This window comes from Pseudomonas sp. TWR2-1-1 (genome assembly GCF_049897045.1).
Taxonomy (GTDB): Bacteria; Pseudomonadota; Gammaproteobacteria; order Pseudomonadales; family Pseudomonadaceae; genus Aquipseudomonas; species Aquipseudomonas versuta.
In genome coordinates, this window is the sequence record NZ_JAFCVM010000001.1 from 217,143 (window position 1) to 229,998 (window position 12,856).

Sequence of the window (12,856 nt, forward strand, 5' to 3'; positions counted from 1 at the left end):
ATGTAGGAGTATCAACCTAAGGATTCATCATGGGATTTCGGGTCGTAACTGCCGAAGAAAAAGCCGAGGCCATTCGCTTGGTCGTGGAAATGAACTACTCCGTACCAAAGGCGTGCGAACAGACCGGCGTAGGGCCTACCGCTTTACGCCGGTGGGTTTCTCGATGGCGCAAGGAGCATGTAGGAGCCTCGCAAACCACCCGCCCGCAGGATCAGGATCTGATTGATTCGCTTCAGGCCAGGTTGGCTCTGCTGGAGGCCGAGAATGACGTCCTAAAAAAGCAGTTGCCCTCTCATCTAAAGGCGCTTTTCGGCCGAATAAAATGATCGAGGGCACCCAGGGCAGCCTGTCAGTACGACACCTGTGCTGCCTTTTGGGTGTCCCTCGCAGCAGCTATTACGCGCAACGTCAGCCCAAACGGCCACGCAGGATTGAGCGTCAGTTGGAGAAGAAAATTCTCCAGCTGCATAAAGAACATCGCGGTGCTCTGGGTAGTCGAGGGTTTAGTAAAGCGTTAAATAAACAGGGCATGGAAGTTGGACGTCATCGAATGCGTGGCCTGATGAAAAGTCTCGGGCTGGTCAGGCGGCGTGCGCGGTACGCTCACTATCGGCGAGCAACCAAGCCCTCCAACATCGCGCCTAATGTTCTTGCCCGCCGCTTTAACCCTACGGCACCGAACACCTTCTGGGCAGGGGACATTACTTACATACGGGTCGGTGCAAGTTGGCTGTATTTGGCGGTTGTCATGGACCTTTTTTCGCGCAGGATTGTGGGCTGGGCATTTTCGAGAACGGCCGATGCTGAGCTTTCACTCAGGGCGCTGCAACTGGCGGTAGGCCTGCGCCGTCCTGCATCTGAGCTGGTTTTTCACTCGGACCAGGGCTGCCAATACACCGCTGAGCGCTTCGTAAAATATCTGGCTGAAAAGAAGATTGTGCAGAGTATGAGTCGACGCGGTAATTGCTGGGATAACGCAGTCGTTGAGCGCTATTTCAGATCACAGAAGCACGACTGGTCACCGGAAAACGGCTACCAAAATCATTTCGAGGCAGAGCGGGACGTGATGGACTTTATTGCCCATTACAACCACCGACGCTGTCACTCAGCCTCGAATAACCTGCCGCCAGTTACTTTTGAGCAAATGGCGGCCTAATACTCCTACGTGATGGTCCAAAAAAACTGGACCACTACAAGCTCGCTCCTACAGGTTTCTGGGGAGGAAGGCTACTCGCCGAACAACACCTTCTGCCCCTCGGGCGAGGTGAACATCCGGTCGCCGTTGTGCCCGACCCCGGGGACTTCAATCAGTCGCTGATTGAGGCCCTGTGGATGACGCCGGGTCAGATACTCGAAGTAGTTCTTGCCCCGCACCAGCCTGAACGCGCCCTGGGCCTCGGCTTCGCAACGCTTGTCGAGGGCCGGGTGGTTGGGGTCGATATCCTCGGCGCCGAGCAAGTAAGTGATGTCTCGCCCCACGTAGGCCTGCTCAAGTTGCTGGGGGGGTTCCACCTTGGCATAGGCGGGCAACTCCTTGAGCCCGTACTTCCAGGTATTGAAGCCTGGGCAACTGGCAGGATCGAAGGCAGGAACCGGTCGTTGCGCGTTGAAATACGCGTAAGACGAAGGGTTGGCAATTACATACCGCACCTTGATGCCATTGGCCTGCAATGCCTGATCAGCCCGGGTTGTCAGCGCGTAGCGCTGCACCACCTGCGCGCCTCCCGAGTGTCCGGCAACCACTACCTCGCGCAGGGCAGGGTAGCGTTTACGGTCATTGAGACGTTCCAGGATTTGGTCCAGCGCCGCGTAAGAACTGAGCGGCATCGGGCTTGTGGCAGGTGCACCGCCCATCCAGTCATTGGCGTGCCAGCGCAATGTGTCGGCAGGCAGGCTATGGCGAGCAGCATCGCTTTCATTCAGAAACTGCGGAGCGATGATCAGGGTTGTGGATAACTGCCCGGCCTGCGTCGCCGCCTTTTCAACGCTGTGCAAGTAGGTCTGGGCATTGCGCAAACGGCCATGAATTACAATCAGTGCCCGCTGCATGTGGGGGAGGGGCTGCTGCCAGTCCTGGCTCAACCCGATACCCAGCTGGCCGGCGCCGGTGTTCAGATGCCCGGGGCTCAGCTCCCTGACCCCGTGCTCTGCTGCCTGAGCCCCGCTACAGACAATCAGCAGTCCAAGTATCGAAGCGATCAGACGCGGTCCCACTTAAAGCTTCGCTGCCGAGAAGGTGTTGCACTGGTTGACATCACCCTGCGCGAAACCGGTCTTGAACCACTTCACCCGTTGCGCCGACGTACCGTGGGTAAAGGAGTCCGGCACCACGCGGCCCTGGCTTTGTTGCTGCAGGCGGTCATCGCCGATGGCATTGGCGGCGTTCAGGGCTTGCTCGATATCCCCGGGCTCCAGCCAGTTCAGACGTTTTTGTGCATGGTTGGCCCAAACTCCTGCCAGGCAGTCGGCTTGCAATTCCTGGCGCACCAGCAAGCCACCTGCACCTTCCATGCGCTTGCCTTGTTGACGGGCCATTTGCATTTTTGACGAGATGCCCAGCAGGGTCTGCACGTGATGGCCGACCTCATGGGCGATTACATAGGCCTGGGCGAAGTCGCCACCGGCCTTGAAGCGCTGGGACATTTCCTGGAAGAAACTCATGTCCAGGTAAACCTTTTGATCTGCCGGGCAATAAAACGGCCCGGTGGCTGCAGAAGCAAAGCCGCAGGCGGAATTTACCTGGCCGCGAAACAGCACCAGTGTCGGGTCTTTATAGGTGCGTCCGGCCTGTTGAAAAATCTGACGCCAGGTGTCTTCGGTATCGCCCAGCACCGCGCGCACGAAGTCGGCTTGTTGATCATTGGCTGGCGGCGCATGCCCGGCTTGCTGAGTGACCTGGGGCGAGGACTGGTCGGTGAGCTGGCCGCTGAGTTGCCCGAGAATCTGCATCGGGTCCTGGCCGGTCAACAAGCCGATCCCGACAATCACCACTACCGCCATCAGGCTCAGGCCTTTGCCACCGCCAATGCGCATCCCGCCCCCGCCCCCGGTGCTTTGATCACGCACGTCTTCCACGTTGTCGCTGCGTCGGCCTTTTTTCCAAAGCATGGGGCAATCCTCTGATAAATCCTGTTGATAAGTGTTGTTGCTGAACAGGGGCTTCACCAGCCCGGTTGTCAGACGCCTGTTCAGTGCGCAAGGAGTATGGCAGTTACCGCGCCAGGCACTGCAAAAGCAGGTGCCGGCACGGCTGACAGATTAGCCCGGCCCGGCAAAAAGACCGCCAGTGCCTGAATAGAGTTCCGGGCCCCGCGCTGAAGTGGTTGAATACGGCCTGTCCCCGCCCCGAGTTGTCAGCCTTGTGAACATTGATACCCGCATCAAATACCGGCACCTGGTGTGCTTTCTGGAGATGGCACGTCAGGGCAGCCTGGCGCGGGCGGCGGATGTGCTGGCAGTGAGTCAGCCGGCCATGTCAAAAACCCTCAAGGAGCTCGAAGAGCTGTTGACGGTCAGCCTGTTTGTACGCAGTAAATCCGGAATAACCCTGACCGAGGCCGGTGTGGCATTCCTGCGGTATGCGACGCCATCGGTGCAGGCGTTGCGCGAAGGGGTCAATGCCTTGCGCGGTGGCGAGTACGCGGGCGGGACGGTACGCCTGGGGGTGTTGTCGACCGTTGAAAGTCTGCTGATACCCGAGCTGGTGCGCCGCCTGCATGCGCGGCATTTGTCGCTGGTGGTGAGCGTGGTGACGGGGCCGAGCGCGTACCTGTTGTCGCAGTTACGGGTAGGGGATGTCGATCTGGTGGTGGGGCGGATGACGGACAGCCCGGAAATCCAGGGGATGAATTTTGAACATCTTTACAGCGAATCCATGACCCTGGTGGTGCGTGCTGGCCACCCGCTGACGCAATCGCCGCTGGATCGCAGCTTGCTGGAAAACTACCCGCTGGTCCTGCCACTGGCCAATACCACCATCCGTGCCTTTGCCGACAGCCTGTTCGTACAGTGCGGCATCAGCCAGTCCCGTCAGCGTCTGGAGACCCTGTCGATTAGCCTGAGCCGCCGTTATGTGCTGGATAACGATGCGGTCTGGATTGCGCCGCTGGACGCCGTGCGCCTGGATCTGGCAAGTGGTGAGCTGCAAGAAGTCGACCTCGGCCAGCGCGAACCGGGTGGCTCGATCGGTATTTGCAGCAACGCCCATGTGCCAATGTCGGTGGCTGCACAGGGCTGTGTCGAAGTGCTGCGCGAGTTGGGGCAGGCCTATTGCGAAGGTGTTTATCCATAACCATATGGTTATGGGTTGAGGATGCCTTTTCAGTAGTCCCCACCTGCCTGTTGTTTGAAACTGGCCATTACCTGCCTGCTCCGCCCTGACCTTTGTAGGAGCGAGCTTGCTCGCGAGCTTTTAAATATGGCCGCGAAGAGCTCGCGAGCAAGCTAGCTCCTACACAAGGGCGGGGGCATGGCCTTTATAAAAACAACAGGAGATCGACATGTCTGATGCAGACAGCCGGCGTTTTGTCATCCGTGACCGCAACTGGCACCCCAAAGCGCTGACCCCTGATTACAAAACCTCCATTGCCCGTTCGCCGCGCCAGGCACTGGTGAGCATCCCGCAATCGGTCAGTGAAACCAGTGGTCCTGACTTTTCCCATCTTCAATTGGGCAAGTTTGACAACGATCTGCTGCTCAACTTCAACAATGGCGGTTTGCCGGTGGGCGAGCGGATTCTGTTGTCGGGCCGCGTATGCGATCAGTACGGCAAGCCGATTCCCCACACTCTGGTCGAGATGTGGCAAGCCAACGCCGGTGGCCGTTATCGCCACAAGAACGACCGTTACCTGGCGCCCCTGGACCCCAACTTTGGTGGCGTGGGCCGTACCCTGACCGACAGCCAGGGCTATTACAGTTTTCGGACCGTAAAACCGGGACCGTATCCTTGGCGTAACGGGCCCAACGACTGGCGCCCGGCGCACATCCACGTCTCCATCAGCGGTCCTTCGATCGCGACGCGCCTGATTACCCAGCTGTATTTCGAGGGGGATCCGCTGATCCCTATGTGCCCGATCGTCAAGTCGATTACCAATCCGGATGCCGTGCAAAGCCTGATTGCACGGCTGGACATGGGCGCTGCCAATCCAATGGATTGCCTGGCATATCGCTTTGATATCGTGCTGCGCGGTCAGCGCAAGACACACTTCGAAAACTGCTGAGGAGCTTCGTCATGCCTATCGAACTGCTGCAGGAAACCCCATCGCAAACGGCTGGCCCCTATGTACATATCGGCCTGGCACTGGCCGCGGCCGGCAACCCGGCACGCCCAGTGGAAATCTGGAGCGAGATGGCCAAACCCGGCGCGCCGGGCGAGCACATCCTGTTGCTAGGCAACGTGCACGACGGTAACGGACACCTGGTGCGCGATTCATTTCTGGAACTGTGGCAAGCCAACCATGAAGGGGTTTACGACGAAGACTTTGACTCGGAAAAAGCCTTCAACAGCTTTGGTCGTACCGCCACCACCTTTGATGCCGGTGAGTGGACCCTCAATACCATCAAGCCTGGGGTGGTAAAGAACGCAGCTGGCGTGCCCATGGCGCCGCACATCAACGTGTCGCTGTTTGCCCGGGGCATCAACATCCACCTGCAAACCCGCCTGTACTTCAGCGACGAGCCTGAGGCCAATGGCAAATGCCCGGTGCTCAACCTGATCGAGCAACCGCAGCGTCGCGAAACCCTGATAGCCCGGCGTTGCGAAGTCGATGGCAAGCCGGCCTACCGGTTTGATATCTACCTGCAGGGGCCAAACGAAACGGTGTTTTTCGACTTCTAAAGCCCTGTAGGAGCGAGCTTGCTCGCGAGCAAGCTCGCTCCTACAGAAGAATATTCAGGCGCGTGCGCGGCGTTGCTGCAAGGCCGCCGCCAGGCCGCTGATGCAGATAATGGCGATGCCGATACGGGTAGTGAAGTCAGGTGTGTGATCAAAAAGTAACCAGCCCAATATCCCGGAAAACACGATCTGGCAATAGCTGAACGGCGCCAGCAGTGCCGGGGCCGCGACGCGAAAAGACTGGGTCAACAGCAAGTGTGCCGTCATGCCAAAAGCGCCCAGAGCAAGCATCTGCAGGCCATGCGCCAGGGTCGGGGTGTGCCAGAAGAACGGCACCAGCGCGCTCATCACCAGCACATTGAATAGCCCGGCAAAGAAGTTGCTGGTCGTCGGGCTGTCATACGCGCTGAGTTTGCGGGTGAGAATCTGATAGCAGCTAAAACACAACGCTGCCGCCATCGGTAACAACACCGCCGGGGTGAATAACTCGCCGCCCGGATGAATGATGATCACCACGCCGATAAACCCGCAGACCACGGCCAGCCATTGGCCGAGTGAAACTTTCTCGCCCAGCAACGGCCCGGACAATGCAGCCACCAGCAGCGGCGCCAGAAAGTTAACCGCGGTGTTTTCGGCCAACGGAATAAACAGCAGGCCGTAGGTAAAAAACAACCCTGACCCCAGCAGGCATATTGCCCGCAAGACCTGTAGCAAAGGGCGCTTGCTACGTAAGACCCGCAGCCCGGACTGCGGCAGGAAAATCCCAGCCATCAGCAGGGTGTGCACCAGATAACGGGCCCACACCACCATCACGACCGGATAAAAACCACTGAGGTACTTGGACAGTGCGTCGTGACTGGAGAACAGGGCCGTGGCCGCCACAATCAGCAGGATGCCTTTCAAAGGCTGGTTAACCCCTGAAAGGGGGGTGGGCATTGTCATCAAATACCTCAATCTGTCGCTGCGTGGGGAGGTCTGGCCCGCTTTCTATACGTGTGGGATTTTTCGCGGAGCCATGAAGTACATCCACACTAACGCAATGAAGTACATAGCCGGAATCATAGTGAACAACAATGTGTAATTGTTGTTGGTGACGGTCAGTACATAGCCCACGAACTGGGTCATGAACATCCCGCCAATGGCGGCACACATCCCGCCAAAGCCGAACACGGTGCCCATCATGTGTTTGGGCGTGTAGTCCATCACCATGCTCCATACGTTGGCCGTCCAGGCCTGGTGCGCGCCGAGTGCCAGGGCAATTGCGCCGACAGCCACCCACAGCTGGCTGGAGCCTGCGGCCATCACCACGCCAATGATGGCGATCGCACACAACAGCATTGAAACCAGGCGTGCCTTGACCGCCGCCATGCCGCGCTTGATCAGTACCGAAGACAGAATCCCGCCGCCGACGCTGCCGAAGTCAGCGGTGATGTAGATGATGATCAGCGGGATACCCATCTGCGTGACGCTGATCCCCAGGTTGTACTGCTGGTTGAGGAAGGGCGGCAGCCAGTAAAGATAGAACCAGAACACAGGTGCCGTCATGGCGTAGGACAAGGCAAATGCCCAGGTGCCCCGCATCTTGAGGATGGTGGCAAAAGAAACGGTGGTCTGCTCCGGCTCTTTTTCTTGCTGGATGTAGTTCAGTTCCTCTTTGGACACAGTCGGATGATCTTCAGGGTTGTAGTACTTCAACCCCCAGAAGATCAGCCAGATACCGCCCAGTGCGGCCATGCACAAGAAGGCGGCTTGCCAGCCCCATACATGCAGCACCAGTGGCAACAGCATCGGCGTAAACATGGCCCCAACGTTGGTCCCGGCGTTGAATATGCCGCTGGCCACTGCCCGTTCGCTGGCCGGAAACCACAGGCGCGTGGTCTTGACGCAGGCCGGATAGTTGGCTGCTTCGGTCAAACCGAGAATAAAGCGGCAGATCATGAAGCCCGCGGCCGACGTGGCCAGGCCATGGGCGCCCGTGGCCAGGCTCCAGAGCAATACGGCGCAGAAGAACACGCGTTTTACGCCCACCCGGTCGATCAGGCGCCCTTGCAGGACGAAGCCGATGGCGTAGCCCACCTGAAACCAGAAATTGATGTTGGCGTAGTCCATCGCCGTCCAGCTCATTTCTTTGGCCAGAATCGGTTGCATCACGCCCAGGGCGGCGCGGTCGATGAAGTTCAGGGTGGTGGCGAAAAACACCAGTGCGAGCATGCCCCAGCGGGTCTTGCCGAGCGCCATGGTGCTGCGGATCTTGTCGCCGATACCCGCATGTGGACCTTGGGCAGGCTTGGTACGTGCAGTCTGAGAAGGGACCATGGTTGTTTATCCGTTTCTTGGAATTGTTATGGGTGATGCCAGTGCTGGATCGATGGTGGCGACTGGATAAAAAGTCGTCAATTCGAGATAGGCCATAGTGTTCGATAATCGCACGCAAAACTAACTGTTTGGTACACAGCGATTGCTCAATAATAGGGCGCCCTTAATAATCAGGCCATCAAGAAATACTGTCGTCTGCAGCCTGTGCCAATTCCGGGAGTTAAAAATGAAGCGTTCGATTGCCACTGTTTCTTTGAGCGGCACCTTGCCGGAGAAGCTGGATGCCATTGCGGCGGCAGGTTTTGACGGGGTCGAAATCTTTGAAAACGACCTGCTTTATTATGACGGCAGCCCGCGCGAGGTGCGCCAGATATGTGCAGACCTGGGCCTGGCCATCAGCCTGTTCCAGCCCTTTCGCGATTTTGAAGGCTGCCGCCGCGACCGCCTGGCACGCAACCTTGACCGTGCCGAACGCAAATTCGATTTGATGCAGGAACTGGGCACCGACCTGGTGCTGGTGTGCAGTAACGCCGCTGCCGATTCCGTGGGCGAGCGGCAGATTCTGCTGGATGACCTGAGCCTGCTCGCCGAACGCGCCGGTGCGCGCAATTTACGTATCGGCTACGAGGCCCTGGCATGGGGGCGTCACGTGAATACCTGGCAACAGGTCTGGGACCTGGTGCGTCAGATCGACCATCCGAGCCTGGGTGTTTTGCTCGACAGCTTCCACACCTTGTCGCTCAAGGGGGATCCGAGTGCCATTGCGCAGATCCCGGGTGACAAGATCTTCTTCGTGCAGATGGCCGATGCGCCCGTGCTGGCGATGGACGTGCTGGAGTGGAGCCGTCATTTCCGCTGCTTCCCGGGGCAGGGCGAGTTCGACCTGCCGGGCTTTTTGGCGCCGATCATTCAGAGTGGCTACACAGGTCCCTTGTCGCTGGAAATTTTCAATGACGGCTTTCGCGCGGCGCCTACCCGGGCCAATGCCGCTGACGGTTTTCGCTCGCTGCTGTATCTCGAAGAAAAAACCCGTGAGCGTCTGGCTCTCCAGGGCGAACCGGCAACGCTGCTGGAGCCGTTATTCGCGCCGCCAAAGGCGAGTGACTACGACGGCATCGAGTTTCTCGAATTTGCCGTGGATGACAGTCAGGGCGCCCAGTTGACGCAATGGTTTGAGCGTCTGGGCTTCAGCAAGGCCGGTCAGCATCGCTCGAAAAATGTCAGCTTGTTGCGCCAGGGCGATATCAATCTGATTCTCAATGCTGAGCCTTACTCGTTTGCACACAACTTTTTCGAGGCCCACGGGCCTTCGTTGTGCGCCACCGCCATACGGGTACAGGACAGCACCAGCGCACTGGCCCGCGCCGTGGCCTACAAAGGCCAGCCGTATCGCGGGCTGGTCGGCCCCAACGAGCTGGAACTGGCGGCCGTGCGGGCGCCGGATGGCAGTCTGATTTATCTGGTGGACCAGGACGCTGCAGGCAACCCGCTGTACCAGTCCGACTTCAACCTCACGGCGGTCCCTGCTGCGCAAGGCGGGCTCAAACGCATTGACCACATGGCCATGGCGTTACCGGCGGACAGCCTCGACAGTTGGGTACTGTTCTATAAAGGCCTGCTGGACTTTGAAGCCGATGACGAAGTGGTACTGCCTGACCCCTATGGTCTGGTCAAAAGCCGGGCATTGCGTAGCCGATGCAGCTCCATTCGCTTGCCGCTGAATATTTCCGAGAATAGAAACACCGCGATCTCACATGCTTTGTCGAGTTATCGCGGCTCCGGCGTACATCACATCGCATTCGAGTGTGACGACCTGTTTGCCGAGGTCAGCCGTGCCAAATCTGCGGGCGTACCGCTGCTGGATATCCCGCTCAACTACTACGACGATCTGGCGGCGCGCTTTGATTTTGATGATGAGTTTTTGAGCGAGCTGGCCTATTTCAACGTGTTGTACGACCGTGATGCCCAGGGCGGTGAACTGTTTCACGTGTACACCGAGCCTTTTGCCGGGCGTTTCTTCTTTGAGTTGCTGCAGCGCAAAAACGGGTATGCCGGCTATGGCGCGGCCAACGTTCCCGTCAGGTTGGCGGCGATGGCCAAGTCCCGCAGTGGTGCCGCGCGTCAGGCCAAGTTATAGGTCGGGCGACTTCCTTCGATGGACGGGGCGGCCCATAATCGCGGGCATTCCCAGATGGCCGTGAGCCTTTAATGACCCAGATTCCAGAAGTCGACACCGGCGCCACGGCCCCGGTTGTCGAACCGCGTAAAAGCCGTAAAAACAACCCGGAAAAGACCCGCGAAAACATTCTGCAAGAAGCCCTTGTCGAATTTGTGGAGCAGGGGTTGGCGGGGGCACGGGTGGACGCGATCGCGGAGCGCACCAACACCTCCAAACGCATGATCTATTACTACTTCACCAGCAAGGAGCAGCTCTACGTCGAAGTACTGGAGAAGCTCTACGGGCAGATCCGGCACATTGAAAGCCAGTTGCATCTCGAGGAGCTGGCGCCGGTGCCGGCGATTCGCAGGCTGGTGGAATTCACTTTTGACCACCACGACCTGAACGCGGACTTTGTACGTATGGTCAGCGTCGAAAATATCCACAAGGGCGAGTACATCAAGCGTTCGTCAGGCATCAAAGCCCTGAACGACACCATCGTGCATGCGCTGGAAGAAATCTTGCAGCGCGGGGTGCAGCAGAAGGTGTTTCGGCCGGGTCTCAATGCGCTCGACGTCCACTTGCTGGTGAGTTCTTTCTGCTTTTATCGGGTGTCGAACCGCTACACGCTGGGTGAGATTTTTCAGATCGATTTGTCTGACAGCCAGATAAAGCAGCGTCAGCGCGAGATGATTACCGACTCGGTTTTACGCTATTTGCAGGCGTAAACGCTGAAATCAGGCCAATCCAGGCACAGCGCGCAATGACAGTTAATATCAATTGAAAATCATTCTCGACAAAAAGTAAGATAGCGGCCCTCTTTCCTATGTGCACCAGGGAGCCGGTTTGTCGGATATGGACCTCAAGGGCTTGTTCCTCAAGCACGCCAGTACCCTGCGCGGGTATCTGGCGCGCAAGGTACGAGACCCGCAACTGGCTGCCGATCTGGTGCAGGAAAGTTTTCTGCGCATGGCCGAGCGCGCGGGTAAGGAACAGATCGATAACTCCCCCGGCTACCTCTATCGCGTCGCTGGGAATCTGCTGGTCGATCACATTCGCCAGGAGACCCGGCGCAAGACCGACTCGGTCGCGCATGAGGCGCTGGCTGAGATTGAGGATGAACTGGCAGGGCTGGAGGCCCAGGCGATGGCTGAACAACAGCGCATGGCTCTAAAACGGGCACTGGCAGAACTGCCTGAGCGCACCCGAGAAATCTTCCGGCTCAACCGCATCGAGGGCATGACCCATGCTGAAGTCGCGCGTCACCTTGATATCTGCGACAGCTCAGTGCAAAAGCATCTGGCTAAAGCTTTGGCCTATGTCATGCAGCGTCTTCAAGAGCCTGAGAAATAATCCGCCCTTATGTCGACCAACGGTTTACTGACAAGCGGTGAGCAAGACGTCACTGCTTATATAAATGAGAAGTTGAGATTCCCACGTGAATAGCCAAGGCCCGGAACAGCAGACCATCACTGAGGCCGCCGCACACTGGGCGGTGCGTCTGCACGCGGGAGAGCTTGACGCCGAGGCGCAGGCCCGGCTGGCGCAGTGGCTGGCAGATGATCAGCGACATGCTCCGGCCTTGCGTTTCGCCGAGCAGACCTGGGCAGCACTGGGGGATCTGGCGCTGGACTCCAAACCTGCTGATCTTCGCCTGCGCCCGAAGGTTGCGCGGTCAGTCCCCGTCACTCGACGTCGGCGTCTGCTGCGCTGGGTAAAGCCGGCTGCAGTGCTCTCGCTGGTGCTGGCGGTCGGCTGGGCCTGCGGACCTACATTGCTGTTACAAATCGAAGCCGATTACCGGACTGGTACAGGAGAAATCCGTACCGTCCAGCTCGTCGATGGCAGTTCGGTGGAGCTGGATGCATCCAGTGCAATACGCATCGACTACGACAGCGCTGAGCGTCGCATCCGGTTGCTGGCAGGCTCGGCGGTATTTGATGTCGCGCCGATGGGCGAGGCTGAAACCCGGCCCTTTGTGGTGCAAAGTGCGGGCGGTCAAACCAAAGCGCTGGGTACCCGGTTTGTGGTCGGCCGCCAGAGCAGTGATCAGGCCTGGGTCGGCGTGCTGCAACACAGCGTGGCGGTCAGCCTGCAAACGCTGCCGGCCCAGGGGTCGCCCCGGCAAACCTTGATGGAAGGTCAAAGTGCCCGCTACAGCGCGAGCAATGGGGTACAGGCCCTTCCCGGTTTCGACCTGAGCGCGGCCACCAGTTGGCGGCGCGGGGTACTGGTATTTGATCGCCAGCCATTGGCTCAGGTCATCGGGCAGCTCAATCGTTATCGTCCGGGCCAGATCATTCTGGCCAATCCTGCGCTTGCCACCCGCCAGATCAGTGGCGTATTCCGCCTTGAACTGCTCGACAGCGCCTTGCAGACCCTGACCCGGGAATTGCACGTGCAGCGCGTGGAACTGGCTGGCGTCAGCCTGATTTATTGATCCCACATTGAAGCCCCCCCAACCTCGTAGGAGCGAGCTTGCTGGCGAGCGATTCGCGGTCATGTTGAAAGCTCGCTCCTACAGGGTTTGCTGCGCGTGAGGGGGTTGA

General features: G+C 58.6%; 13 protein-coding genes. 9 read left to right on the plus strand and 4 right to left on the minus strand.

The window, feature by feature from the left end:
• The first annotated feature begins 29 nt into the window (after positions 1-29).
• Entirely contained in the window at positions 30-326 is a 297-nt protein-coding gene (locus ACP7BO_RS01085) for a transposase (protein WP_426208187.1), read from the plus strand.
• The gene (locus ACP7BO_RS01090; RefSeq protein WP_426208189.1) at positions 323-1,156 is read left to right on the plus strand and encodes an IS3 family transposase; all 834 of its coding nucleotides are present in this window, start codon (positions 323-325) and stop codon (positions 1,154-1,156) included. Before ACP7BO_RS01085 ends, ACP7BO_RS01090 begins: the two co-directional genes overlap by 4 nt.
• A 71-nt stretch (positions 1,157-1,227) precedes the next feature.
• Here ACP7BO_RS01090 and ACP7BO_RS01095 read toward each other — a convergent pair whose 3' ends face one another.
• Positions 1,228-2,214 carry an alpha/beta hydrolase gene (locus ACP7BO_RS01095; protein WP_426208191.1) on the minus strand — a complete coding sequence of 329 codons (987 nt, stop codon included), beginning with the start codon at positions 2,212-2,214 and terminating at the stop codon, positions 1,228-1,230.
• The gene (gene ypfJ / locus ACP7BO_RS01100) at positions 2,215-3,108 is read right to left on the minus strand and encodes a KPN_02809 family neutral zinc metallopeptidase (protein WP_426208192.1); all 894 of its coding nucleotides are present in this window, start codon (positions 3,106-3,108) and stop codon (positions 2,215-2,217) included. It abuts the gene before it with no gap.
• A gap of 253 nt (positions 3,109-3,361) precedes the next feature.
• Here ypfJ and pcaQ point away from each other — a divergent pair, with 253 nt between their 5' ends.
• The 3 genes from pcaQ (at position 3,362) to pcaG (ending at position 5,836) form a co-directional block, all read left to right on the plus strand.
• Complete coding sequence (gene pcaQ / locus ACP7BO_RS01105; protein ID WP_426208194.1) at positions 3,362-4,291, plus strand: pca operon transcription factor PcaQ; 930 nt, start codon at positions 3,362-3,364, stop codon at positions 4,289-4,291.
• A gap of 208 nt (positions 4,292-4,499) precedes the next feature.
• Positions 4,500-5,219 carry a protocatechuate 3,4-dioxygenase subunit beta gene (pcaH, locus tag ACP7BO_RS01110; RefSeq protein ID WP_060690628.1) on the plus strand — a complete coding sequence of 240 codons (720 nt, stop codon included), beginning with the start codon at positions 4,500-4,502 and terminating at the stop codon, positions 5,217-5,219.
• An 11-nt stretch (positions 5,220-5,230) separates the two neighbouring features.
• Positions 5,231-5,836 (plus strand): protocatechuate 3,4-dioxygenase subunit alpha, encoded by a 606-nt coding sequence (gene pcaG, locus ACP7BO_RS01115; RefSeq protein ID WP_397455708.1) that lies wholly within the window; start codon positions 5,231-5,233, stop codon positions 5,834-5,836.
• Between the two features lie 54 nt (positions 5,837-5,890).
• On the opposite strand, the gene ACP7BO_RS01120 is transcribed toward pcaG, so the two are convergent.
• Positions 5,891-6,775, minus strand: coding sequence for a DMT family transporter (locus tag ACP7BO_RS01120; protein WP_060690630.1), 885 nt, complete (start codon positions 6,773-6,775; stop codon positions 5,891-5,893).
• Between the two features lie 45 nt (positions 6,776-6,820).
• Positions 6,821-8,149 carry an MFS transporter gene (locus tag ACP7BO_RS01125; RefSeq protein WP_426208198.1) on the minus strand — a complete coding sequence of 443 codons (1,329 nt, stop codon included), beginning with the start codon at positions 8,147-8,149 and terminating at the stop codon, positions 6,821-6,823.
• 226 nt (positions 8,150-8,375) lie between these two features.
• On the opposite strand from ACP7BO_RS01125, the gene quiC reads away from it, so the two are divergent.
• From quiC to ACP7BO_RS01145, 4 genes are all read left to right on the plus strand, one after another.
• On the plus strand, positions 8,376-10,286 hold the full coding sequence (quiC, locus tag ACP7BO_RS01130) for a 3-dehydroshikimate dehydratase QuiC (RefSeq protein WP_426208200.1): 1,911 nt from the start codon (positions 8,376-8,378) through the stop codon (positions 10,284-10,286).
• Between the two features lie 71 nt (positions 10,287-10,357).
• A complete protein-coding gene (locus ACP7BO_RS01135; protein ID WP_426208202.1) occupies positions 10,358-11,035 on the plus strand; it encodes a TetR/AcrR family transcriptional regulator in 678 nt (225 codons plus the stop codon).
• A 118-nt stretch (positions 11,036-11,153) separates the two neighbouring features.
• Positions 11,154-11,660, plus strand: coding sequence for an RNA polymerase sigma factor (locus ACP7BO_RS01140; RefSeq protein ID WP_426208204.1), 507 nt, complete (start codon positions 11,154-11,156; stop codon positions 11,658-11,660).
• An 85-nt stretch (positions 11,661-11,745) separates the two neighbouring features.
• Positions 11,746-12,747 carry a FecR family protein gene (locus tag ACP7BO_RS01145; protein WP_426208206.1) on the plus strand — a complete coding sequence of 334 codons (1,002 nt, stop codon included), beginning with the start codon at positions 11,746-11,748 and terminating at the stop codon, positions 12,745-12,747.
• Positions 12,748-12,856 lie beyond the last annotated feature (109 nt).

Excerpts from the sequence above, each read along its gene's own strand:
- ACP7BO_RS01135 (WP_426208202.1), top strand. The coding sequence starts at position 10,358 with ATGACCCAGATTCCAGAAGTCGACACCGGCGCCACGGCCCCGGTTGTC.
- pcaH (WP_060690628.1), top strand. The coding sequence starts at position 4,500 with ATGTCTGATGCAGACAGCCGGCGTTTTGTCATCCGTGACCGCAACTGG.
- quiC (WP_426208200.1), top strand. The coding sequence starts at position 8,376 with ATGAAGCGTTCGATTGCCACTGTTTCTTTGAGCGGCACCTTGCCGGAG.
- ypfJ (WP_426208192.1), bottom strand. The coding sequence starts at position 3,108 with ATGCTTTGGAAAAAAGGCCGACGCAGCGACAACGTGGAAGACGTGCGT.
- pcaG (WP_397455708.1), top strand. The coding sequence starts at position 5,231 with ATGCCTATCGAACTGCTGCAGGAAACCCCATCGCAAACGGCTGGCCCC.
- ACP7BO_RS01120 (WP_060690630.1), bottom strand. The coding sequence starts at position 6,775 with ATGACAATGCCCACCCCCCTTTCAGGGGTTAACCAGCCTTTGAAAGGC.
- ACP7BO_RS01090 (WP_426208189.1), top strand. The coding sequence starts at position 323 with ATGATCGAGGGCACCCAGGGCAGCCTGTCAGTACGACACCTGTGCTGC.
- ACP7BO_RS01085 (WP_426208187.1), top strand. The coding sequence starts at position 30 with ATGGGATTTCGGGTCGTAACTGCCGAAGAAAAAGCCGAGGCCATTCGC.
- ACP7BO_RS01125 (WP_426208198.1), bottom strand. The coding sequence starts at position 8,149 with ATGGTCCCTTCTCAGACTGCACGTACCAAGCCTGCCCAAGGTCCACAT.